Origin of the sequence: Clostridium pasteurianum, from assembly GCF_001705235.1 — a bacterium.
Lineage (GTDB): Bacteria > Bacillota > Clostridia > Clostridiales > Clostridiaceae > Clostridium_S > Clostridium_S pasteurianum_A.
The window spans coordinates 295,283-319,105 of the sequence record NZ_MCGV01000001.1 but is presented as its reverse complement, the minus strand read 5'-3'; the positions used below and the strand labels follow the sequence as shown (position 1 = coordinate 319,105).

19 protein-coding genes are annotated in these 23,823 nt (G+C 30.5%); 17 read left to right on the top strand and 2 right to left on the bottom strand.

Annotated features, from left to right (window positions below; all coding sequences use genetic code 11):
- Window positions 1–101 precede the first annotated feature (101 nt).
- Window positions 102–2,126, bottom strand: coding sequence for a GH25 family lysozyme (locus BEE63_RS22410; RefSeq protein WP_081312432.1), 2,025 nt, complete (start codon window positions 2,124–2,126; stop codon window positions 102–104).
- A 464-nt stretch (window positions 2,127–2,590) separates the two neighbouring features.
- On the opposite strand from BEE63_RS22410, the gene BEE63_RS01480 reads away from it, so the two are divergent.
- The 7 genes from BEE63_RS01480 (at window position 2,591) to BEE63_RS01450 (ending at window position 8,345) form a co-directional block, all read left to right on the top strand.
- Window positions 2,591–2,755, top strand: coding sequence for a zinc-ribbon domain-containing protein (locus BEE63_RS01480; RefSeq protein WP_066019695.1), 165 nt, complete (start codon window positions 2,591–2,593; stop codon window positions 2,753–2,755).
- 233 nt (window positions 2,756–2,988) lie between these two features.
- Window positions 2,989–4,434: a glutamate--cysteine ligase gene (locus BEE63_RS01475; RefSeq protein WP_066019694.1), complete on the top strand. Its 1,446-nt coding sequence runs from the start codon at window positions 2,989–2,991 to the stop codon at window positions 4,432–4,434.
- Window positions 4,418–5,446 (top strand): bifunctional glutamate--cysteine ligase GshA/glutathione synthetase GshB, encoded by a 1,029-nt coding sequence (gene gshAB, locus BEE63_RS01470; protein WP_278286398.1) that lies wholly within the window; start codon window positions 4,418–4,420, stop codon window positions 5,444–5,446. The genes BEE63_RS01475 and gshAB overlap by 17 nt, the downstream gene beginning before the upstream one ends.
- A 144-nt stretch (window positions 5,447–5,590) precedes the next feature.
- Complete coding sequence (locus BEE63_RS01465; protein ID WP_066019692.1) at window positions 5,591–6,034, top strand: hypothetical protein; 444 nt, start codon at window positions 5,591–5,593, stop codon at window positions 6,032–6,034.
- A 68-nt stretch (window positions 6,035–6,102) separates the two neighbouring features.
- Window positions 6,103–6,597 carry a hypothetical protein gene (locus BEE63_RS01460; RefSeq protein WP_066019691.1) on the top strand — a complete coding sequence of 165 codons (495 nt, stop codon included), beginning with the start codon at window positions 6,103–6,105 and terminating at the stop codon, window positions 6,595–6,597.
- Window positions 6,598–6,780: 183 nt separating this feature from the next.
- Window positions 6,781–7,143, top strand: a complete 363-nt coding sequence (locus tag BEE63_RS01455; protein ID WP_066019690.1) for a hypothetical protein — start codon at window positions 6,781–6,783, stop codon at window positions 7,141–7,143.
- A gap of 221 nt (window positions 7,144–7,364) precedes the next feature.
- Window positions 7,365–8,345, top strand: a complete 981-nt coding sequence (locus BEE63_RS01450; RefSeq protein WP_066019689.1) for a D-isomer specific 2-hydroxyacid dehydrogenase family protein — start codon at window positions 7,365–7,367, stop codon at window positions 8,343–8,345.
- Window positions 8,346–8,437: 92 nt separating this feature from the next.
- On the opposite strand, the gene BEE63_RS01445 is transcribed toward BEE63_RS01450, so the two are convergent.
- Window positions 8,438–9,778 (bottom strand): glycosyl hydrolase family 18 protein, encoded by a 1,341-nt coding sequence (locus BEE63_RS01445; protein ID WP_066019688.1) that lies wholly within the window; start codon window positions 9,776–9,778, stop codon window positions 8,438–8,440.
- 193 nt (window positions 9,779–9,971) lie between these two features.
- Between BEE63_RS01445 and BEE63_RS01440 the strand changes: the two genes are divergently transcribed.
- The 10 genes from BEE63_RS01440 to BEE63_RS01395 all read left to right on the top strand — a co-directional run bounded on the left by BEE63_RS01440 (window position 9,972) and on the right by BEE63_RS01395 (window position 23,026).
- Window positions 9,972–10,769: a sugar phosphate isomerase/epimerase family protein gene (locus tag BEE63_RS01440; protein WP_081312431.1), complete on the top strand. Its 798-nt coding sequence runs from the start codon at window positions 9,972–9,974 to the stop codon at window positions 10,767–10,769.
- Between the two features lie 74 nt (window positions 10,770–10,843).
- On the top strand, window positions 10,844–11,566 hold the full coding sequence (locus BEE63_RS01435) for a metallophosphoesterase family protein (RefSeq protein WP_066019687.1): 723 nt from the start codon (window positions 10,844–10,846) through the stop codon (window positions 11,564–11,566).
- A 129-nt stretch (window positions 11,567–11,695) separates the two neighbouring features.
- Entirely contained in the window at window positions 11,696–12,562 is an 867-nt protein-coding gene (locus BEE63_RS01430; protein ID WP_100369856.1) for a hypothetical protein, read from the top strand.
- 372 nt (window positions 12,563–12,934) lie between these two features.
- Window positions 12,935–14,665: a methyl-accepting chemotaxis protein gene (locus tag BEE63_RS01425; RefSeq protein ID WP_066019686.1), complete on the top strand. Its 1,731-nt coding sequence runs from the start codon at window positions 12,935–12,937 to the stop codon at window positions 14,663–14,665.
- Window positions 14,666–14,978: 313 nt separating this feature from the next.
- Window positions 14,979–16,088, top strand: a complete 1,110-nt coding sequence (locus BEE63_RS01420; RefSeq protein ID WP_066019685.1) for a helix-turn-helix domain-containing protein — start codon at window positions 14,979–14,981, stop codon at window positions 16,086–16,088.
- Window positions 16,081–17,718 (top strand): ABC transporter ATP-binding protein, encoded by a 1,638-nt coding sequence (locus BEE63_RS01415; RefSeq protein WP_066019684.1) that lies wholly within the window; start codon window positions 16,081–16,083, stop codon window positions 17,716–17,718. The genes BEE63_RS01420 and BEE63_RS01415 overlap by 8 nt, the downstream gene beginning before the upstream one ends.
- 389 nt (window positions 17,719–18,107) lie before the next feature.
- The gene (locus tag BEE63_RS01410) at window positions 18,108–20,105 is read left to right on the top strand and encodes a fructose-bisphosphatase class III (RefSeq protein WP_066019683.1); all 1,998 of its coding nucleotides are present in this window, start codon (window positions 18,108–18,110) and stop codon (window positions 20,103–20,105) included.
- Between the two features lie 189 nt (window positions 20,106–20,294).
- On the top strand, window positions 20,295–20,702 hold the full coding sequence (locus BEE63_RS01405; RefSeq protein ID WP_066019682.1) for a YjdF family protein: 408 nt from the start codon (window positions 20,295–20,297) through the stop codon (window positions 20,700–20,702).
- A 194-nt stretch (window positions 20,703–20,896) separates the two neighbouring features.
- On the top strand, window positions 20,897–22,018 hold the full coding sequence (locus tag BEE63_RS01400; RefSeq protein WP_066019681.1) for a 4-hydroxybutyrate dehydrogenase: 1,122 nt from the start codon (window positions 20,897–20,899) through the stop codon (window positions 22,016–22,018).
- 150 nt (window positions 22,019–22,168) lie between these two features.
- Window positions 22,169–23,026 carry an SDR family oxidoreductase gene (locus tag BEE63_RS01395; protein ID WP_066019680.1) on the top strand — a complete coding sequence of 286 codons (858 nt, stop codon included), beginning with the start codon at window positions 22,169–22,171 and terminating at the stop codon, window positions 23,024–23,026.
- Window positions 23,027–23,823: the final 797 nt, after the last annotated feature.

Here is a 23,823-nt window from a genome sequence, read left to right as displayed (position 1 = left end):
ACAAGATTTATAGGATTTTTAATGTTTCAAATCATTGCTATTTTTACTTTACATAATAGTTTAAATTAATTATTAATTTTATAATTAGGTTGCAATTAAAACTAGTTATTTGCTGTTTTAACTATTCGTATTTCTATTGCTTCGACTCTAAGACCCTTTCCGTCAGTGCCAGCTTCTTGACCGTCGCTAACCCAGTCCTGCCAGCCTATATTTTGCACATGAGCTCTGTATTGCACAGAGTAGCCAGGCATATTTTCAAGTTGTAATTTTATTGCTTCGACTCTAAGACCTTTTCCATCGGTACCGACTTCAGTACCATCGCTAACCCAGTTTTGCCAGCCTATGTTTTGTACGTGAGATTGGTATTTTATGTGGGCATTAGCTGGGGCATTTTTTAGATTGATTTTTAATGCTTCTACCCTTAAATCTTGTCCTTCAGTTCCAGCTATTTGTCCATTTTCTACTGGATCCTGCCAACCAACGTTTTGTACATGACCCTGATAGCTTACTCCAACTGTTGAATTATCACTTATTTTAACTAACCTTATTTGTAACTTTTCAACTCTAAGCCCTTGACCGTTAGTTCCAGCTTCTTGACCATCGCTAACCCAATCCTGCCAACCTATATTTTGTACGTAAGCTCTATATTGTATGCTGTAACCAGGCATATTCTGAAGTTTTATTTTCATTGCTTCAACTCTAAATCCTTTACCGTCAGTACCGACTTCTTGACCATCACTTACCCAATCTTGCCAACCTATATTTTGTACATGAGCTTGATATTGTATATGTGCATCAGCCGGTGCATTGACTAAGTTTATATTGAGGGCTTCCATCCTAAGACCTTGTCCACTTGTTCCTGCTTCAGCTCCATTCATGACAGATGCTAGCCAGCCAAAATTTTGTACATGAGTTTTATAAGAAACTCCTAATGCAGCTTGTGATATTGTCGTATCGTTTTTTACTACATTAACACTTTGACTTATTGTAGTTCCATCATATTCAAGTGCTGTAACAGTTATAGTATGATTTCCATAGGTTGTATTGCTTAAGTCTAAAGTATAAGAAAATCCACTATTGGCATCATTATATTCTGGATACTTTGCTTCTATATCAGATCTAGCCTGTTTTAGTGTTGCATTTCCAACGCCTTGGCCATCTAAAGAGACAGTTATTTGTTTAGTACCAAAATTACTCAATGACCATCCTGTTACATTTACCGAATCTGACACTGCACCGTTACTAGTTGGTGAATCTATAGAAAGTAAAGACTGTAAAGCTGGTGAGGCTAGAACATCGTAAGAAAATATATCTTTATCTACGTCTCCATTTAGTCCAGTCATATTTCCATACCATAAATATTGAATTCCAGCATAACCTTTTGTAGTTCCGGTGTAAACATATTTAGATCCTTGTGCATCAATTGGTTCTGCAATCCATATTTTGTTAAGAGGTAGACCTGTGTTATCAGCAATGCTGTGAAAACTATAGAATACTAAGTTTGGATTTTTACTCATGAATTGAGATATATAATTATAATCTGGATTTTGATCAGGTTCATAATCTAAAACGGGTTTCAAGTCCCATTTATATTTAGAAGCTTCTGCTGCGAAGTGAGCATATTCACTATCAGCACTATTACTTCTTCCAAAATGATAAGCTCCAACTTTGAGGCCAGCACTTTTTGCTCCATTGTACTGTTCTTGTGCTTTTGGATTATTATAAGTTAATCCCTCTGTTAATTTTATGTATACAGCTGTTACACCGGCATTTTTAACTGCATTCCAGTCTGTAACATCTGTGCCAGAATAGACATCAATACCCTGCATGGTTTGATCGGATGCACCTAGCAAATGTTTACCTGTAGTTGTGTTATTAGATTGCGCTGAAGTTCCATTTGTTAAGGTATACCCAATAATTTTTCCATTAGCATCTCTGAAAGGTATTGAGTTATTAACTTGAGTTGTGCTTTTTTCAGCACTAATATTTGTAGTGGCGCTGCTATTAACACCAGTGTTTGAAGCTGTTATTTCCTCTGCCTTTACAGCTTGTCCATTTGAAAAGGCAAAAGATGGCAACATAATTAAAACTGTAAGAGCTAACGATAAAATTTTGTGTCTTTTCATATTAAATTACCCCTTTATTTTATATTCACATTTATTTTACTATATTTAATGTTTCTAAAGCAAATAGAAAGAGAAAATTTATTCTCTTTCGTCCTTTAAAAATTCTACCATGGAATCTATTTGCATATTGTAATAAAATAAATTAAAAAATTTACTTTTTATATGGACAAAATCTGTAACAACTAAGCAGGATATCATAACAAGGTAAATCGTATTCAATAGTCTAATATAGCATATGGAAATAAGGGTGGAAGTTTCAAATAGGATTATACACATAGAAATAAATAATCCATATATTTTTATTGTAAATTCTATAGTGATATGATATACTGATTTAGCATTAGTAATTAAAGTGTTTTTAATGCTAAGATTAAATTAGATGAACAAACATATCCTCTTTTTTTATTAAAGGTATTTTGTAATCAGTTTGGATCTTAATCTTTGAAAAAGGAGGTATATGTAAAATGGCAGATAAGACAATAGTTTGTAAAGATTGTGGAAAAGAATTTATATTTTCTGAAGGCGAGCAGGCTTTCTACAAAGAAAAAGGTTTTGATAATGAACCTCAAAGATGTCCTGATTGTAGAAGAGCAAGAAAACAAAACAATAACAGAGGATTTAGAAGATAATAAATTGTTTGTTATAGTCCCATAGGTTGCGACCTATGGGACTTTTTTAGCTTTATAAAGAAATTATGCTGCTGCAAAGATTACATTGACAAAGCCAAAAGGTTTTATTATTATATGAACATGATAAAAGTTTTTAATTAAGTAATATTATTAAAACATAAGAATAATTATCTAAATAAGTAATTTAGTATTTACACATAATATAAATAAATTACTACATCAAGGAGGATATTATGCAGTGGGATTTTTCTAAGATGATAAAAAAATTTTCAAGTGATAATAAAAGTGATATGCTTACAAGAGGAAGATTTGGAATAGAAAGGGAATCACAGAGGGTTAATCCTTTAGGTGAACTTGCATTGACACCTCATCCACTAGAATTAGGTGATAAATTTAATAATCCTCGAATAACTACGGATTTTTCTGAAAGTCAAATAGAAATCATAACACCAGCACTTGAATCTGTTAAAGAAGTTTATAAATCATTAGGAAATATAAGTAATGAAGTGAAAAAAGGAATTAAAGGCGAATTACTTTGGCCATTAAGTATGCCTCCAAAACTTCCAGAGGAAAAATATATCCCTATCGCTAAGTTCCCTGATACAGAAGAGGGGAAAGAAAAGCAGATTTATAGAAATGGCCTAGCACTTCGCTATGGCAAAAAGATGCAGATGATATCTGGAATTCATTATAACTTTTCATTTTGCAGAGATATGATTGATTTTTTGTATGAAGAGTTTTCTAAGGGAAAAAATAAACGTAAATTTATTGATGAAATGTATTTTGCACTTACAAGAAATTTTTTAAGATATCGCTGGTTAATTATATATCTTTTGGGAGCATCGCCATTATGTGATTCTACATATTATTCTGTCATATGTAATGAATTAAAAGAAGTTGAAAAATGTTGTCCTAAATGCTGTGGAATTATAAAAGAATTTAATAAATATGCAGCATCTTTAAGGGTTAGTAGATTTGGATATTCAAGTTCAAAGGATGAAAAACACACTATATATTTCAATAGTCTTGAGGAATATAGTGTTAAACTTAGAGAAATGATGGCAACGGAAAGTGAAAAGTATTCTAAGCTTGGCATATATAAAGATGGAGTTCAAATTCAGTTAAATGGAAATTTGATTCAAAGTGAAAGCGAGTTCTATTCCCCTATACGACTTAAAAGAAATACTAGTGAAAGTGAAACACAACTTGAAGCACTAATGAAGCGTGGAGTTGAATATATTGAAATAAGGATTCTTGATATAGATCCTTTAAAGAAGCTTGGAATAAGTGTTGAAGAAATGAATTTTATTCAAGTATTCATTATCTTTTGTTTGTTCGAGAATAGCGAATTTATTGATAAGAAAGAATTTGAAAAGGCAAATACAAATCATCAACTAGCGGCACTTATGGGAAGAAAAGAAAATATATTGCTCCATAAATATGAAGGTGGTAAGATTAGCATAAAAAACTGGGGAGAAGAAATATTTAGTAAACTCAAAATTATTGCAGAGTTAATGGATAAAAACAGTACGGAGAAAAAGTACGTTAAAAGTGTTGAAATTGAATATAAAAAACTCGGCGATGTAAGTCTTTTACCTTCACAAAAAATATACAGTGAAATGATGAATAGAAAAGAGAGTTATTTGGATTTTGGCATAAGATATGCAGATAACATGTAGAGAAAATTATAATAATGGAGAGGTGAGTGTTATGGATTATAAAAAGCTTGAACTTTCTACACAAATTTTAATAAAAGAGGCTATAAATAGAGGAATAGAAGTTGATGTACTTGATATGGATGATAATTTTATTCGTCTTAAAAAGGGTAGCAATATTGAATATATAAAACAGGCTACAAAAACTTCATTAGATACTTATATAGCACCTTTAATAATGGAAAACAAAGAAGTTACAAAAGTGGTATTAAGGGAAAATAAAATAAATGTGCCACAAGGAATATCTGTTAAATCAACCCGTGAAGCAGAGGAAAAATTTGATTTATTTAAGGGTAAAGATATAGTTATAAAGCCCAAATCTACAAATTTCGGTAAGGGTGTAATTATATTAAAAGATGTAAATTTAATTGAAGATTTTAAAAATGCAATTGATCATGCATTTAATTATGACAATGCTGTTATGATTGAAGAATTTGTAGCTGGACTTGAATACAGGTTTTTAGTTATAGGAGATGAAACGGCAGCTATACTTCATAGAGTTCCTGCTAACGTCAAAGGTGACGGAATCCACACAATTGAAGAACTTGTAAATGAAAAAAATAAAGATCCTCTTAGAGGAAAAGGCTATGTGACTCCTCTTGAAAAAATAAATCTTGGTGATGTTGAAAAAGAGTACTTAGCATTCAGTGGTAAAGATTTTAAGTATGTTCCTCAAAATAGTGAAGTTGTATATTTGAGAGAAAATTCAAACATAAGCACAGGAGGGGACAGTATAGATTTTACTGATGAGGTGCTTGAGGATTATAAAAAAATTGCAGTTAAAGCTGCAAAAGCAGTTGGAGCAAAAATTTGTGGTGCAGATATAATAATTAATGATATTAAAAAAAAGCCTAATAGCAAAAATTACAGTATTATTGAGCTTAATTTTAATCCAGCAATGCATATACATGATTTCCCATACAGTGGTAAAAACCGTTATGTTGAGAAGAAGGTACTGGATTTATTAGGATATTAAGTGTTTATAGTAAAAATGGATTAACTCGATAAAAAGGGTTAATCTTTTCGCCCTCAAGTTTATATTGAGCAATCAAATACAATATGTAATAATATAACATATATGTATTACAATTTTATAAATATAATTGGGGGCGAATATAAAATGTCAAAAACTGAATTAGTAGTATTATTTACCATTGCAGGGGCTACCTTTGGAGTTCTCATCACTATGGTTTCAATATTCCCGATACTGAGGAAAAAGGGTGTAGATGTTAGTAAATCACTTGATAATGCTGAAAAAATAGTGGATGCGTCAGATGAAATTCTCAATATAACATCAGATGTACTGCCGGGAAATCCAACTGTGAAAACTTTAGAAATCATAGAAAAGTGGGCTAAAATAGCTGTGGGAAATGCTGAACAGTTAGCGCATACAGGTGACATAAATAAGGATGATAGAGCTGAGGTTGCTGAGAAAGTTGTCTTAAATGTACTTAGAGAATTAAATATAGATGTGGATGATAATAAAAAAGCCCTTATAGATGCTGCTATAAAAAATGCGGTAAATGATTTAGGCCATAGTACCTCTGCAGTTACTAAAAAATAATTAGGTAGCTTCATTAAAAATTGGAGTATAATATATATGCTAATTTTAACTAATAGGGAGGAAATAGAGTGAATAAAAAACGTAAGCTTATAGTTTGCATCTCATTAATTGTGATTTTGGTATGTATAGGTATAAAATCATATAAAAATAGTTCTTATTATATTGGCTCAAATAGTTATATTACAAGCCAGGAAGATGGCCAAAGAACTTTTGTTTCAAACACTAATTTAAAAAGGAGCGGAAATTCGGAAAGTTTTGATTTTAAAGGCTTTAGTGGAAAATGGTCTCTCATTGAACTTAATTCAAGTAAGAATAATAAAATAACTATAGAAAACAGCAGCAAGATAACTAGTGGCAAGTTCTACATTGCAGTACTTGATTCAAATTATAATTTAATTGCCAAAAAAAATTTGATGAAGGAAACAGGCAATCTCAAATTCAATACTTCTAAAAGTGGGAAATATATTATTAGAATTGTAGGAAAAGATGCAAATGGTAGTTTTAATATAAAAGTAAATTCAAGCGAGAAAATAAATGTTACTCATAAAGATTTTTTTGGATAAGGTAGATATAATGCTTTACATTTAGATTGCATTAAAAAAATAAATATGAGAACAATATGTAAATTTTCGTAAAAAGTGTTCCCTATAAGGAATTAGATGGTATACTGTAATAGGTTCATTAATTGTGAACAAGTAAAAAGGATTTATAATTTATAGCTTTTTAAGGCGGAATGGAGAAAACTTATGGAAAACACACAAAAAAAATCAAAAATGTCAAAATGTTCTGTTGTCTTTTATGTAGCAGCAATAATTGTAGCAATTATAGGAATTGCACTTTTAGTAGATAATGTTGTAATGTATAAGAAGACTGTTTCACAATATGTAGCACAAGGCTACAAGGCAGCGGCAGTAAATGCACAATTAGTACCATCACAGCTTTTACCAGCAATATTCAATGCAGTTGGAATTTATGGTGGAATAGCTTTTGTTTTAGCAGGTGTTGGAACTATAAATGATAAGCTCTCAAAACATTTGGCTTCAAATGAAGAAGTTCATGAAGATGCTAAGTTAGATGAGCAAAATAAAGAAACAGTTTCTAACGAATAAAGCAAACATAACATTAAACTCATGTATAAATTAGAAGATTTTAATTTATACATGAGTTTTTGTTTTTTGTCCATTTGTTATATTGGTATAAAATATTACAAAATTTTATTGTATATTTTTAAAATTTGTATAAAAAATATTGAACTAATAAAATAAGAAAGTGATATAATAAATTTTAGTAAAACTAATGTTAAATATGCTGCGTGAAAGGATGTTTAAATATGAGAATACTTGCATATAGTCATAGGTCAGATGAGACTGAATATTTCAAAAAGTTCAAAAAAAAATATAATGTTGATGTGGTACTTTCAGATGAAGCACCTACCATGGGAAGTGCAGAGCTTGCAAAGGGATTTGATGCTATAAGTATTATTACTACCCCTATTAATACTGAATTGCTGCAAAAATTTCATGAAATAGGTGTTAAATTCATATCAACTAGAACCATAGGATATGATCATATAGATATAAAAAAGGCTAAGGAATTAGGTATTCATATTGGTAATGTAACATATTCACCGAGAAGTGTGGCAGATTATGCTGTAATGATGATTTTGATGGCTACCAGAAAAGTTAAGGCTATTATGGAATCTAGTAGTGTTCAGGATTATTCTTTAAATGGTGTTCAGGGGCATGAGCTTCATAATCTAACTGTAGGTGTTATTGGAACAGGAAGAATTGGACGAACAGTAATTAAGAATTTAAGTGGTTTTGAGTGCAAAATTTTAGCGTATGATTTATACGAAAATAAAGAAGTTAAAAAATATGCTGAGTATGTTCCTCTTAAGGAACTTTTAGAAAACAGTGATATTATAACTATGCACGTTCCAGGGGCTGATGATAATTATCATCTTATTAATAAGGAATCTATAAGTAGTATGAAAGATGGAGTTTATATCATTAATACTGCAAGAGGAATGCTTATAAATACTGAGGATTTTATGAATGCAATTGAAAGTGGTAAAATTGCAGGTGCGGCTTTAGATGTTATAGAGCATGAGCCAGGACTTTATTATAATGACCTTAAGTGTCAGGTATTAGATAACAGGGATCTTGCTATATTAAAGTCTTATCCTAACGTAATAGTTACTCCGCATACTGCATTTTATACGGATCAAGCAGTTAGTGATATGGTGGAAAATTCAATACTTAGCTGCATTTTATTTGGGGAAGGAAAAGAAAATCCATGGATGGTAGTATAGGCTATTTGTTTGACTAGAAAGCTCATAAATTACTCTTTTTATATTAAATAGGGCTGCCGTATTATTAATTCTTAATGCGGCAGCCCGGTAAATTATCTATTAAACTTTGTCCTAATACTTGTCCAATAATCGCTATTTTCAAGTCCCAGTCGCCATATAGCAACTCCTGACAGGTTGTAAGAATTTATAAGGTTAAGTTTATAATTAAGACTTTGAGCATTTTCAAACCATACAGTATGATTTATAGCAGAAGAATCTACATAATAGAAATATGGTGATTGTGATACTGAATCCCAGTTTATAGTAGCTCCATAAGTTGAGGCTAAGTTATAAATTCCGGAAATACCGTATGCTTTAGTAGGATTAGAAGACCAGTCATAACCATAAGCTGCTGTTCCTAGCATGATTTTTTCTCTTGGCATAACAGTTACAGCATATTTAACTACATTTTCTACCCAACCAATTGAAGCTATAGGTCCAGGTGAGCCACCGCCGTAATGTTCATCATAAGTCATTAATATAACTTGATCAACTGTTTTAGAAAGTGCGGCATAATCAAAAGCTCCATTCCATGCTGATGTAGGGCTGTCACTTGTTTTTGCAGGTACAGAAATGGTAACATAAAAACCTTGAGGATTTAAGGCAGCGTAAAGTTCATTCATAAAAGTTGTCAAATAACTTCTATCGTAGTAATATACTCCTTCAAGGTCTATATTAACGCCTTTATAGCCATTAAGCTTTAAGGAATTTAGTATATTAGTTATTAAAGCTTGTCTATTTGTAGAACTTTCAAGTAAAGTTTTTGCTATGTTTCCATCAAAATTATTTGCAACCGTAGCAAGGGCTTTGATTCCGTTATTATTAGCATATGTTATTTGATTAGTTGGAACTAGCCCAGAAATGTTTCCAGAGCCATCTGTAGTGTAAGTATGTGCCGCAATTTCATCAATAGTACTTGTATTGGCAGCCATTGAATTATAAGAAGAACTATCACCTGAATAATAATAAGTTGTAAAACCAAGTACTAACTTTTTAGTAGTTGGTACTGGAGTTGGAGCTGCGGCAGCTGTTGTTACACTTATGTGAGTAGAATCAGCTGAAGTACCGTAAGAATTATATGCTCTTACAAAGTACCAGTATTTTGTGCTGACAGTTAGTGAGGTGCTGCTGTAAGTGTTAGTTGAAATTGTGGCTACTAAGGAATAATTTGAATCATTTAAAAGTGCTTTATAAACTTTGTAGCCAGATGCACCAGAAACTGTCTGCCAACTTAATGTTACACTACTTGAAGTTATGGAAGATGCAGCTAATGAAGTTGGTGCAGTTGGTGCTGAACCGGATTTTTTAGTTACACGTGCAAAAGCAGAACTACTACTGAAAATGATTACAAATGTTAAAATTAATAGTGTGAAAAGTTTCTTATGAGTATTCAATGTGGATACCCTCCTCTTTAGTCATGTATAGGATTTCTAGTTCAATAGCAAGTTTTAGAACAGAAATCTTTTGCTTATATTCATATATCGAATGAAAAATATAATATATGTACAAGTAATATATGGCACTGTTGCCATTGATGTGGTTTAATTGTATTAGTGAGAAAATAGTTAAAGATAAGGGAGAAATTTTATGAGTGATATTATTTTTGGTATGCCTACATTAATAGAATTTAAGGATATTTATGATGCTGTAAGTCTCTGCAAAAAGTTAAATCTGAGTTTTATTGAACTTAATATGAATCTTCCTCAGTATCAGGCTGAGTATTTAGATTGTAATTTATTAAAAAAGCTTATGAAAGAGGAACAAATATTTTTTACTATACATATAGACGAAAATTTTAATGCTGCGGATTTTAATACTAAAGTTTCAAGGGCATACATTGACACAATGGTAGAAACTATAGCTGCAGCGAAGGAGCTTAATATACCTATTTTAAATATGCATATGGCTCAGGGTGTTTATTTTACTTTGCCAGACAGAAAAGTGTATTTATTTGATGAGTACAAAGAAGAATACATGAATAACTTAAAAAAGTTTAGAGATATATGTATCAAGGAAATAGGCATCAGTAATATTAAGATTTGTGTTGAAAATACTGATGGATACAAGGATTTTATGCGTGAAGGTGTTGAAATTTTCCTTGAAAGTCCTGCTTTTGCTTTGACCTGGGATATTGGACATGAACACAGCTGTGGCTATAAGGATATGAATTTTATTCTTTCAAATAGAAATAGGCTAAAACACATGCACATTCATGATGCAGAAGGAAAAAAAAATCATATGATACTGGGAACAGGTGAAATAGACTTAGAAGCTAGGCTTAAAGTTGCTCATGAGAATGATTGTACCTGCGTAATAGAAACGAAGACAATAGAAGCTCTTGAGAGGTCAGTAAAATATTTGAGAAATGAAAGAGGCAACAATTGATGATATTGCTTATGAAATAAAATCAGCAAAAAATAATATATACGTTTAATAATTCAAGAAAGAAGGTATCCACCATGGACAAACTAGCCATAATTTCAGACATCCACGGAAACATTCCAGCTCTAGAAGCTGTTCTATCTGACATAAAGGATAGGGGAATAACAAGAATAATATGTTTAGGTGACATAGCAGGAAAAGGCCCGGGATCAAGTGAAGCAGTAGATATGATAAAGGAAAAATGTGAAATTGTCGTTAAAGGAAATTGGGACTATTTTATGACGGAATGTGGTGATAACAAAACTATATTATGGCATAGAAATAAACTAGGACAAGAAAGATTAGAATATTTAAAAAGCCTTCCATTGTATGCGGAATTTTTTATGAGCGGTAGGCTTGTAAGGTTATGCCATGCAGCTCCAGATGATGTGCTTCATCGTGTTCCATTTCTTGCGGATTATGATGAGAAAAAGACGCTTTTTAAAGATCCCAAAGGTGGAAATAATAGAGCTGATGTAATTGGATATGGAGATATTCATGAAGCATATATGGATAACTTTGATGGAAAAACAATATTTAATACAGGAAGTGTTGGCAATCCACTCGAGATAATTCAAGCCTCGTATGCTGTCATTGAAGGAAAGTATGGAAAAAAAGAAAATTCAGCATTATCTATAAGTTTAGTAAGAGTTCCATATGATATCGGAAAAGCAATAAAGCTTGCAGTTAAAAGCAAAATGCCAGATTTAGAAGCATACATAAAAGAATTAAAAACCGCAGAGTATAGGGGAAAACTTTAAATTTGAAGCAACTAATTTCGCATGTTAAAAATCATTGATTGAATTTATTTTAAATGATAAAATTAACATTGTTAATACATTGAACACTGTTAAATAAAAGAAAAATTCAATTATAGGAGATGATTTTTTGTGAAATTAAGAAAATACCTAAAGGTTCTGGTATCAATAATAATAATTTTGGCGGCGGTTTCGTCTTTTGTAGGATTGTTATCCAGCAAAGGTAGTGGACAGCATGTTATAACATCAATAAGTGGAGAAAAGGTTACTATTTATGGAAGAGGAATATATAAAAATGATTCAATTTCAGTTGTAGCTCAAGGGAAGGCACAGGATTTAGTAACTATGATACTTGGAATTCCTATGCTTATAATTTCTATGGTTATTCTTAGAAAGGAAAGTCTAAGGGGAAAACTGCTTCTTACAGGAACTTTAGGGTATTTTTTATATACATACATGTCTTATACTTTTCTTTGGAATTTCAATTATCTTTTTTTAGTTTATGTTGTGCTAATGTCTTGCAGCTTGTTTGCTTTTATATTGTCAATTATGGAAATTGATATATCTAATATAAAGAATAAATTTAATGATAAGCTGCCCAATAAGTTAATAGGCGGATTTGAAATATTTATAGGTACAGCAATAGGACTGATGTGGTTTGGCAAAATAGCACAAGCTCTAAAAACGGGAGCAGCACCAGATGGATTAGAACATTATACTACCTTAGTTATTCAAGGAATGGACTTAGGATTTGTTGTACCATTTGCTATTTTATCTGGTGTACTTCTTATTAAGAAAAACAATTATGGGTATTTAATGTCATCTATAATAATTGTTAAAGGATTTTCCATGCTTACAACAATTACTGTCATGATGATTAATATGATGCTTTCTGGAGTTGTGGTAAGCTTAATACAAATAGTTATTTTTTTAATGGCAAACTTAGGCTGTGTATATTTATTTGTAATACTAATGAAAAATATATTAAAAAATACATAGATCAACACAAAAATCTCCAAATTCACATTTTATATGTGCAAATTTGGAGATTTTCATACACACATTAAATTAACATTTTGACAATATGATTTATATTTCATCACTATTATTACTAATAAAATAATATTTTATTAATAAATTAATAATAAATATTGAGATTTAATGATAAAATGGTTATAATTAATACTAAGAGCAATATAAATGCATAAAATACAAGTTAAAATTTAATACTACAAAATAAATAAAGTTGGATTCAAAATATTAGTATTAAACATTTAAAAGAAAAATATACCAACAATTAACTATATTAATTAATTGTTGGATTTTTTATACAAAAAATAAACAAGGGGTATATATGAGAGGAGATATGTCATGTTAAAAAAATTAAAGGTTAAGTACAAATTATTTTTGTTAATTATTATTTTTATTTTGGGCTTTTTAATGTTAGGGGGATTTTCTAGTAAGGTTATAAATGATATAAAAATAAATGGGGATATGTACAATGAAATAATTATGGGAAAGGATCTTGTTTCTGATATTTTGCCGCCTCCAGAATATATAGTAGAGTCACATCTTACAACACTGCAATTATTAAATGAAAATAATAAAAACAAAATTGATGAAGAAATTAAATATGAAAAAAATTTAGAAAAAGATTATAATACCCGTCATCAGGTATGGGTAAAGAGTTTACCTAAAAGTACTATGAGAAAAATAATGGTGGAGGATTCTTATAAATATGCAAAAGAGTATTTTGAAACTTTTAATAATGAATTTGTTCCAGATGTAGAAAGTGGTAACAAGCAAAACGCTGAAAATATATTAAATAGTAAATTAGAACCATTATATACTAAGCATAGGAATGAGATTAATAAAGTAGTAAAGCTTGCAAATGATCAAAATTCAAGTATTGAGCAAAATGCTAAAAGTAAAATTAAATTTGATCTTAGCATGCTTGTACTAATTATTATTTTTGTAGTTATATTTGTAATTATCCTATGCTTTTTAATTATGAGGAATATTACAAGACCACTCATTTTCTTAAAAGAACATATACAGAAAATTTCTGATGGTAATTTTAGTAGTGACATACCTGAAAAGTGGCTAACTTCAACTGATGAATTAGGGGATATAATGCATGCTGTTATGCATATGCAGAATTCAATAAAGAATATTTTAAAGTCCATAACGATGGAGACACAGAATGTAAATAATTCTATAATAGTTTCAAATGATAACATTGTAGAACTTGCAGGTGAACTGGAAGAAACTTCAGCAGCAGTGGAGGAACTATCGGCGGGAATTGAAGAGACAGCATCAGGAGCAGAGGAGATAAATGCTATTGCAGATGAAATAGAATCTTCGGTAAAAGTTATAACTGGAAAGGCAGAAAAAGGTTCCATATCCGCTGATGAAATAGAAAACAGGGCTGTTAAACTAAAGGATAATTCTAAGAATCTCTCTATTGAAGCTAATGAAACCAGCGTTAAAATAAAAGAGACAATGGACGCGGCACTATATAAAATAAAAGATGTTGAGAAAATTAAAGTTTTATCGGATGCAATTTTAGAAATATCTAATGAAACTAATCTTTTGGCACTGAATGCTTCAATTGAAGCGGCAAGAGCAGGTGAATCAGGTAAAGGATTTGCTGTTGTTGCGGATGAAATAAAAAGTTTAGCGGAAGAGTCAAAAAGGGCCGTAAGTGATATACAAGAAACGGTAGATATTGTATTTGAAGCTGTAAGCAATCTTGTGAATATTTCAAAAGAAACTTTGAATTACATTGAAACAAAGGTTATTGCAAGTTACAAGGAATCAGTTAATGTTGGAGAAAGTTATGGGAAAGATGCAATTTATGTAAGCGGACTAGTCACTGATCTGAGTGCAACTTCAGAGGAACTTTTGGCGTCGGCAAAAACTGTTTCAGAATCAATTAAAGAAATTTCAGCAGCAAGTAGTGATGGAGCTAGTGGTATCAATGATATTACCCAAAAAGTATCAAATATAAGAGGCAGAGCAGATGATGTTAAAGCTCAAACACGTAATATTAAAGAAAGTATGGAAAATTTAAAAGGGCTTGTTTTAAAATTTAAGGTGTAAATAAGCTATCATGATTTGTAAATAAACAATTTATATTTAAAGTAGAGTGAATAAGTTGCTCTACTTTTCTGCTGTTATGGAGAGATATGTGGTGACTTTAACTAGCAGTTAAATTTTTAATTATTATTTAACTACATATCTATTGGAATAATCATACATTTAATATATACTAAATATAAAGCGAAACCAGCCGGGCTAAAAATTATATATGTACCATAATCCCTTGTAGATAGATGTTTTAGAACATAAATAGTTTAAGTTTCACAGAGGTTTCACTATAAATCCTATAATAAAGTTACTGGAGTGATAAGGTATGGACAAATTACACATAGGTGAAACTATATTTAGACTTAGAAAAAACAAGAAGATCACCCAAGAAGAGCTTGGAAAGTTTATTGGAGTATCTATAGCAGCAGTGTCAAAATGGGAAAGTGGAAATTCATATCCAGATATAACTTTTCTTCCGCTGCTTGCTGATTTTTTTGGTGTATCTATAGATGAACTTCTTAATTATAAAGTTGAGCTTTCAGATGATGAGTTAAATAAAGTACTTAGTGAATCTGCAAAATTGTTTAGTACAAATGATTTTTGCACGGCGGTTAATAAGTGTGAGGAGTATATATCAAAGTATAAAACTAGCTATTCATTAAAATTAAAGTTAGCTTACTTATTTAGAATGTATTTATGGAAAATTAATGATGAAAAGATAACTAAAAAAATAAATGAAAGGGTTAAGGAACTATTTGAGGACATTGTACAAAATTCTGATAAAGAAGAATTAGTGGAGGGCGCTTTGTATCAACTTAGCAGTATATACGGGTCAGAAAAAAAGTATGATGAAGCAATAAAAGCTTTAAATAAAATCCGCAAAAGTGAAGTTCAAACGGATGTTATGCTTGCAAGTATATATATACAGAAAGGCGATTTAAAAAGGGGAAGAGAAATCTTTCAAGGTGAGCTTTATAAAAATGCATGCTTCTCAGGTATGATATGTAGCTCATTAGCGGGATCTTATGCTGAACATGAAAAAGTTTTAAGTATTGCAGAGAGATATTACGATTTGTCTATTAATATTAAAAAGGCTTTTTTGGTGAATGGAAAATCTATTGTTAGTTTATGGAGTGATTATTTAGGGCTTGCTAGTACATATTTGAAATTTAATGAAAAGAAAAAGTCCCTTGATATGCTTAACAGTATGGTAGAAGATTTAAAATGCAATGATATAAGCAAATTAAATATTACTTCTATATGGTATCTAAGTGAAGTTACACCGAAGCAGTGGAAAATGCCAATGAATCCATATGAAATTATACTGAAACGTTTAGAAAAGCCAGAATTTAATTCTATAAGCGAAGAAAGGAAATTTATAGAGGTAATTGATAATTTAAAAAAGCTTAAAAGAGGAAGTGAAACACTTGGGTAAACTCAGCAGTATTTTAAAGTTAAAACCGTTTTTGAAAAAGTATTGGGTGATATTTAGTGCTGGAATTATGGGAATGGTCTTAAGCTCTATTGTATCAACGCCAGTTCCATATATAATAGGACACTTAATGGACAAGGTATTGCTAGGTAAAAAGAGTTTTAATGAATTTTATTTTTATATAGGAATAATAGCAATTTTATATGCTTTACGATATGTCATTTCTTTTGCTTCAAAATATATTTTTGTAAAAATAAATAATTTAGTGGTAAATGAAATGAGAAGCTCTGTTATGGAGAAAGTTATGGATTTACCTATGAGTTATCTTTCAAAAACAGAAAAAGGATATGTTCAAAGCAGAATAAATGAGTGCAGTTCTGTTGGCAGTATTTTTTCACCATCAATTATTAGCGTATTCTTGAGTGTCGTTGATGCAGGGCTTGCTGTAGTAACTATGTTTGTAATAAATTATAAGTTGGCTATTGTTGCAGTTTTATTGGCACCTGTGTTTTTCTTTTTAGCAAAGTTATCAGCTGAAAATTTCATGAAAAACACAATGGCTATGATGGAATCCAGTGCTTTTTTAAATGGTGAATCTTATGAAATAATCAATGGAATTGAGACTATTAAAGTACTTAACGGTAAAAAAAGCAAGCTTATGAAGTTCAAAGAAAAACTAAATAAACTTATAAAGGTAAGTATAAAGCAAAGTAAATCAATGGTACTCTTTATGGAAAATACAGAGCTCATAAGTAACTTTGGTTCTCTTTTAATTTTATTTATTTCTGGCATTTTAATTTTAAAAGGACAATTTACAATAGGTTTATATACTTCTTTTTCACTATACATAGGCAAAGTTTTCTCAAGTGCGCAGGGAATAGCTACTATAGGTACAACAATAAAACCAGCCTGTCTTAGTATAGAAAGAATTTATGAACTTTTGGATATGAAAGACGAAAACTTTGGAAAAGATAAAATTTTAAGTGAAGAGATAAAATCTATAAAACTTCACAATGTAAGTTTTAAATATGATGAAAATAAAACTGTTTTAAATTCCTTAAATTTTGAAATAAAGAAGGGTGAAAAAGTCCTTATAAAAGGTGAAAATGGTTCTGGAAAGTCAACTCTTATTAAGCTTCTATTGGGGCTTTATAATGCAAGTTCTGGAAGCATATTTTATAATGATTTTGATGTTAAAGAAATTAATACTGAAAGTCTCAGAAAAAGAGTAGGAATAGTATCACAAAATATATTTTTGTTTAGGGGAACTGTGCTGCAAAATATATTATATGGGCAAAACGATAAAAATCGAAGCGATGCTGAGAAAGTAATACAGGAATTAAATTTAGAGGAATATGTAAATAAAATGCCCAAAGGTTTAGATACAGAAATAAGTCAAAATACTGCTGGGGTTTCAGGAGGGCAGGCTCAGATTATAGCTTTTATAAGGGCAATGTTAGGGGATAAAGATGTAATAATTTTAGATGAACCTATTTCTAACGTGGACGCAGAAACTAGAAAAATAATACTTGATATTTTAAAAACAAGAGATTTTAAGGGGATACTAATTGTTGTTTCACATTTAATCCAAGGAATGGATTTTATAAATAAAATTATTGAAATAGGGGCTTGACTTTCTAGCGCGGGGTATAGTTTATACTAATTTTTGTAGAGGTTAGTTGATGAAGTTAAAAAATTAAACGATATATTTTAAAAAATATTTTTTAAGAAAAAAATTTAAATTTAACGATAAAAAGAAGAGAAAATGATAAAAAACAATATTCATAAAATAAAGTGAAGTTAAGGCCTCAATTGTAATAGCATGAATAGTTTAAATAGCATAGGGTAACCATATGAAAATTTATTGGTTTTTCTGTGCTATTTTTTCTTGTATTGAAACAATAAAAAATATGTGCAAGTCACCGTAAATAAAAGCTTAAGCTCATTTGACGGCACATACATAATAATATAAAATAACCTTTAGGACAGTAAAAGTTATACTCAAATACGGAGGTTCAACTAATGATATTAGAAGACAATATTAAAAATGAAGAGATAAAAAAGGATTTAAAGTATCTAACTCTTTTATCAAAACAGTATCCAACAATTAATGAAGCATCTACTGAAATAATAAATTTGCAGGCTATTTTAAACTTGCCCAAAGGAACGGAACATTTTTTATCAGATGTCCACGGTGAATATGAACAATTTATACACGTGCTTAAAAATGCCTCAGGTGTTATAAGAAGGAAAATAGATGATATATTTGGAAATAGACTTATGCAGAGCGAAAAGAGAAGCCTTGCAACTTTAATTTATTATCCAGAACAAAAATTGGATATGATTTTAAAGCAGGAAAAAAATATTGAAGATTGGTATAAGATAACACTTTACAGACTTGTAGAGGTTTGTAGAAATGTTTCATCTAAATATACTAGGTCTAAGGTAAGAAAAGCACTTCCTAAGGAGTTCGCTTACATAATTGAAGAACTTCTTCATGAGGAGCCTCACGGAGTTGATAAACAAGCTTACTATGAGGAAATAATAAAGACTATAATAAGCATAGATAGGTCTAAAGAATTTATAACTGCTATATCTAAGCTTATACAGCGCCTAGTAATAGATAGGCTGCACATAATAGGTGATATATTCGATAGAGGACCAAGAGCTGATATTATAATGGATAAATTAGAAGAGTATCATGCTGTTGATATTCAGTGGGGAAACCATGACATGTTATGGATGGGAGCAGCTTCCGGATCATCAGTATGTATGGCAAATGTAATTAGAATTTCTGCAAGGTATGCAAATTTATCTACTATAGAAGATGGATACGGAATTAATCTTCTTCCTCTAGCTACTTTTGCTATGGAGTATTATGAGAATGATAATTGCAAGAGATTCTCTCCTAAAATAGAATCTGATAAAAACTATACAGTTAAGGAAATAGAATTAATTGGTAAAATGCATAAAGCCATTGCTATAATACAATTTAAACTTGAAGGGGAGATAATAAAAAGACACCCTGAATTTAAAATGGCTCACAGAATGCTTTTAGATGATATTGATTTTGATAAGGAAACCATAAATCTATATGGTAAAGAGTACAAATTAAATGATGCATATTTCCCAACTATAGATAAAAATAATCCATATAAATTGACAGATGCAGAAAAGGAATTGGTTGAAAAATTAGTGTCATCTTTTGTTAATAGTGAGAAATTAAATAGACATGTGCGTTTTTTGTTTTCACACGGAAGTCTTTATTTAGAGTTTAATTCTAATCTTCTTTACCATGGATGTATACCATTAAATGAAGATGGTAGTTTTAAAGAAGTTACTATACAAGACAAAAAATATAAAGGTAAGGAACTTCTGGATAAGCTTGACATGTTAGCTAGAGAAGGTTTTTTCTATGATGAAAATGTAAAAGCTAATAAATATGCAGAGGATATGATATGGTATCTTTGGACAGGACCGTTTTCACCACTATTTGGAAAAGAGAAAATGACTACTTTTGAAAGATACTTTATTAATGATAAAAGTACTCATATTGAGAAAAAAGATCCATATTACCATTATAGAGATGATGAAAAAATATGTATTGATATCTTAAAGGAATTTGGACTTGACCCAGAAACGTCACATATTATAAATGGTCATGTACCTGTGGAAAGTAAAAATGGTGAAAATCCCATAAAAGCTAATGGAAAATTAATAGTTATTGATGGAGGCTTTTCAAAAGCATATCATAAGAAAACTGGAATTGCCGGATATACACTTATATATAATTCTTTTGGACTCCAATTGGTATCTCACGAACTATTTGAATCCACAGAAAAATCTATTAAAGATGAGACGGATATATTATCGTCAACGGTTATATTTGAAAAAGTTGCTAAACGTAAAAGTGTAGGGGACACGGATATAGGAACTGAATTGAAAAAGGAGCTTCATGAACTTAATCTTTTACTTTTAGCTTATAAGAGAGGAATTATAAAAGAGTTTGTAAAAAAATAAAATATCTTGACAATGTTAAAAAGTAATTTTATCATTTAATATGAAGATAAAAACACAGTTTGGTTGGTAGTCCAAACGCATTTATTTATAGTAAATGTCAGTAACCTGCCCTCGTTGGTTGTCCGTTCTTCGTAATATGGGTTCCTTAGGTGACTTTTATAGGAACTTAAATTAAGCGAGGGAATAAAAATGAATATTGTTTTAACGGTGTTTTTTGAAGATCCTTTTTGGGTTGGGCTATTTGAAAGAAGCTGTAAAGGTAAATATGAGGCTGCTAAAGTGGTTTTTGGAGCTGAACCAAAGGATTATGAAGTTTATGAATTTATATTAAAAAGATTTAAAAGTGTTAAGTTTAGTGATCCGATTAAAGAGGAAAATAGTATTAGGAAAAAAATAAATCCTAAAAGACTTCAAAGGAAGATAAAAAAAGAAGTTTCAGGTACTGTTGGTACTAAGGCTCAAAATGCTATTAAATTAGACATGGAAAATAAAAAAGTAGCTAGAAAAGCATCTATAAAGTTAAAGAAAAAAGAATATGATGAACTAAGATTTAATTTAAAGCGGCAGAAGAAAAAATTAAAAAGAAAAGGGCATTAATTTAAAGTAAACTTGTACATATAAACATAATAATATGTACAAGTTTATTTTTATATGCACATGAAATTAAGAGATTTGTATATTTAGTACAAATACAGTAGTGGTATTTTGTGTATGTATTATATTGTTTTATCAAAGGTAATATAGTAGTATAAGGTAAAATATGATTATAACAAATATAAAGGAGATATTATATGAAATTAATAAGCTTAGCACCTAAAATATATAAATTTAATAAGTTCTCTGAGTTCGCAAAAGAATTTGAAGTAGGAGAGGGAGATTTTATACTTACAAGTGAATCGTTATATAAACGTTCTCTTCAAAAACTAAATTTAGAGACACAGTTTTTATTTCGTGAGAAATATGGACGTGGCGAGCCATCTGATGAAATGATAGATTCTATTGTAGCTAATATAAAAAACATAAAGGATATAAAAAGAATAATAGCTATTGGTGGAGGAACTATTGTAGATATAGGAAAGATTTTAGCTTTAAAGAGCACAGGAAAATCTATGGATTTATTTGAGAAAAAGGTTCCAATGGTTAAGGAAAGGGAACTTATTTTGATTCCTACTACATGTGGTACTGGAAGTGAAGTAACAAATGTATCTATAGCAGAAATAAAGTCCAAACATACAAAAATGGGACTTGCAGTTGATGAGATTTATGCAGATTATGCAGTGTTTATTCCCGAATTTGTAAAAACGCTTCCGTATAAATTTTTTGTCACAAGTTCAATAGATGCCCTTATACATTCAGTTGAATCATATGTTTCACCTAAAGCTAATTATTTTACGCAGCTGTTTAGTGTTGAGGCTATGAAGTTAATACTTAATGGATATAAAGAGATAGTTAAAAATGGCGAGGACTATAGGACTGAGATTATTGATGATTTTATAATTGGAAGTAATTATGCAGGAATAGCTTTTGGAAATGCTGGAGTTGGAGCTGTACATGCACTTTCTTACCCTCTCGGAGGAGTATATCATGTTCCTCATGGTGAAGCAAACTATCAATTCTTTACAGAAGTTTTTAATACATACAATAGATTAAATCCGGACGGAGAAATAAAAAAATTAAATGCAATTTTAGGAGATATATTAGGTACAGATAATACAGTATGTATATACGAGGAATTATCTAAGCTGCTTGATAAACTTCTTTCAAGAAAGCCACTCAAGGAGTATGGAATGAAAGAAGAGGAAATTGAGCAATTTACAGATAGTGTTATAGAAGGACAGCAGAGACTTCTTGTTAATAATTATGTTCCTTTAACACGTGATGAGATTAAGGAAATTTATGAAAGACTTTATTAAATGAAACTAAGGAATGAATCTAGAATAGATGGTTCATTCCTTTTTTTATTTCCTTTAAATCTTTGATGTGAATAATTAAAAATTAAAGAGGAAATTATAAGTTATAAATAAGCTAAGTATAAAACTTGAAGTATTTAGGAGGGTGTTCATATGAATTTTCCAGAATCTTTTCCAAAGCAGCACCAAAACCATCAACCTGGGTATGAATATGAGATGAGTCCAGCACCGGTTTATTATAATGAGGCATACAATAAAACAAAATCACTTCTAAAAGGCAAGGTAGCCATTGTTACAGGTGGTGATAGTGGTATAGGAAGAGCTGTCTCTATCAGCTATGCACATGAAGGAGCGGATGTAGTAATTGTATATTATGATGAGCATCAAGATGCTGAAGATACTAAGAGAATCATAGATGGTTTAGGTAGAAAATGTACACTTATGTCTGGCGATATAGGTAATGTTAATTTTTGTAATTATGTGGTGGAGAATACAATTAAAAAGCATAAGAAGATAGACATTTTGGTAAATAATGCAGGAGTACAATATCCATGTAACAGCATAAAGGATATATCAGATGAACAGTTTGATAGAACCTTTAAAACAAATGTATATGGTACATTTTATATGACAAGAGCCGCCGTGAATAGTATGGAGTCGGGGGCAAGCATAATAAATACATCATCTGTTGTGGCTTTTAAAGGAAATGAAACACTTATTGATTATTCGATGACTAAAGGGGCAATTTTGACGCTTACAAAATCTTTATCAACTTCACTAGCCAAATCAGGAATAAGAGTAAATGCAGTGGCACCTGGACCAATTTGGACACCACTTATATCTGCATCATTTGACGAAAATAGAGTTTCTGAGTTTGGATCTAATGTTCCAATTAAGAGAGCAGGGCAGCCAGTAGAATGTGTGGGTGCATACATATTTTTAGCATCTGAACTCTCTTCATATGTAACAGGGCAGACAATTCATGTAAATGGCGGAGAAATAGTAAGCTGAAGCTAAGGAATAATGCTTTGGAACATTAAAGAAATTCTATAAATCTTATCATAACTGGGGTTTGGGTCAAGGACCCATTATCCTTCTTTATAAAATACAGGCTATCTTAAAATTCACGACTAATAAGTTTAATTTAAAGGCTCATCTAAAATTTTTATAATATAAAGATTGCCTATATTGAGTAAAGAAGGATAATGGGCAAAGCCCAAACCTCGTGTATGATAAAATTGAAAACTCTAAGTATTTTATGATTTTTTCATCAAGATTTATTAGAATTTCTTTAAATTGTTCCTTCAGCATCATTCCTTAGCTTTTTACAGTAGTACAATGTAACTTTTTCTCCGTTCCACTACGAAAAATTTTTAAAACCATATACTTCTATTATCTTTATTTATAAAATACAGGCTATCTCAAAGTTTACGACTAATAACTTTAATTTAAAGGCTTATCTAAAACTTTTATAATATAGAGATTGCCCATATTAAGTAAAGAAGGATAACGATCATATATGTGGCTTGGGTCAAAGACCCATTATCCTTCTTAATTATCAATAGCCATTTTCTAGATTATTATTAACAACTTCATATTAGCATTTTATAAATTGCCCAAACCTCGTGTATGATAAAATTGAAATATCTAAGTATTTTATGATTTTTTCATCAAGATTCATTAGAATTTCTTCAAATCGTTCCTTCAGCATCATTCCTTAGCTTTTTACAGTAGTGCAGGGTAACTTTTTCTCCATTTCACTACGAAAAACTTTTATAATATAGAGATTGCCTATATTGAGTAAAGAA

Coding starts and splice junctions, on each gene's coding strand:
- BEE63_RS01465 (WP_066019692.1), top strand. CDS start 5,591: ATGTCAAAAACTGAATTAGTAGTATTATTTACCATTGCAGGGGCTACC.
- BEE63_RS22410 (WP_081312432.1), bottom strand. CDS start 2,126: ATGAAAAGACACAAAATTTTATCGTTAGCTCTTACAGTTTTAATTATG.
- BEE63_RS01425 (WP_066019686.1), top strand. CDS start 12,935: ATGTTAAAAAAATTAAAGGTTAAGTACAAATTATTTTTGTTAATTATT.
- BEE63_RS01450 (WP_066019689.1), top strand. CDS start 7,365: ATGAGAATACTTGCATATAGTCATAGGTCAGATGAGACTGAATATTTC.
- BEE63_RS01405 (WP_066019682.1), top strand. CDS start 20,295: ATGAATATTGTTTTAACGGTGTTTTTTGAAGATCCTTTTTGGGTTGGG.
- BEE63_RS01400 (WP_066019681.1), top strand. CDS start 20,897: ATGAAATTAATAAGCTTAGCACCTAAAATATATAAATTTAATAAGTTC.
- BEE63_RS01410 (WP_066019683.1), top strand. CDS start 18,108: ATGATATTAGAAGACAATATTAAAAATGAAGAGATAAAAAAGGATTTA.
- BEE63_RS01440 (WP_081312431.1), top strand. CDS start 9,972: ATGAGTGATATTATTTTTGGTATGCCTACATTAATAGAATTTAAGGAT.
- BEE63_RS01435 (WP_066019687.1), top strand. CDS start 10,844: ATGGACAAACTAGCCATAATTTCAGACATCCACGGAAACATTCCAGCT.
- BEE63_RS01395 (WP_066019680.1), top strand. CDS start 22,169: ATGAATTTTCCAGAATCTTTTCCAAAGCAGCACCAAAACCATCAACCT.
- BEE63_RS01420 (WP_066019685.1), top strand. CDS start 14,979: ATGGACAAATTACACATAGGTGAAACTATATTTAGACTTAGAAAAAAC.
- BEE63_RS01480 (WP_066019695.1), top strand. CDS start 2,591: ATGGCAGATAAGACAATAGTTTGTAAAGATTGTGGAAAAGAATTTATA.
- BEE63_RS01475 (WP_066019694.1), top strand. CDS start 2,989: ATGCAGTGGGATTTTTCTAAGATGATAAAAAAATTTTCAAGTGATAAT.
- gshAB (WP_278286398.1), top strand. CDS start 4,418: ATGCAGATAACATGTAGAGAAAATTATAATAATGGAGAGGTGAGTGTT.
- BEE63_RS01455 (WP_066019690.1), top strand. CDS start 6,781: ATGGAAAACACACAAAAAAAATCAAAAATGTCAAAATGTTCTGTTGTC.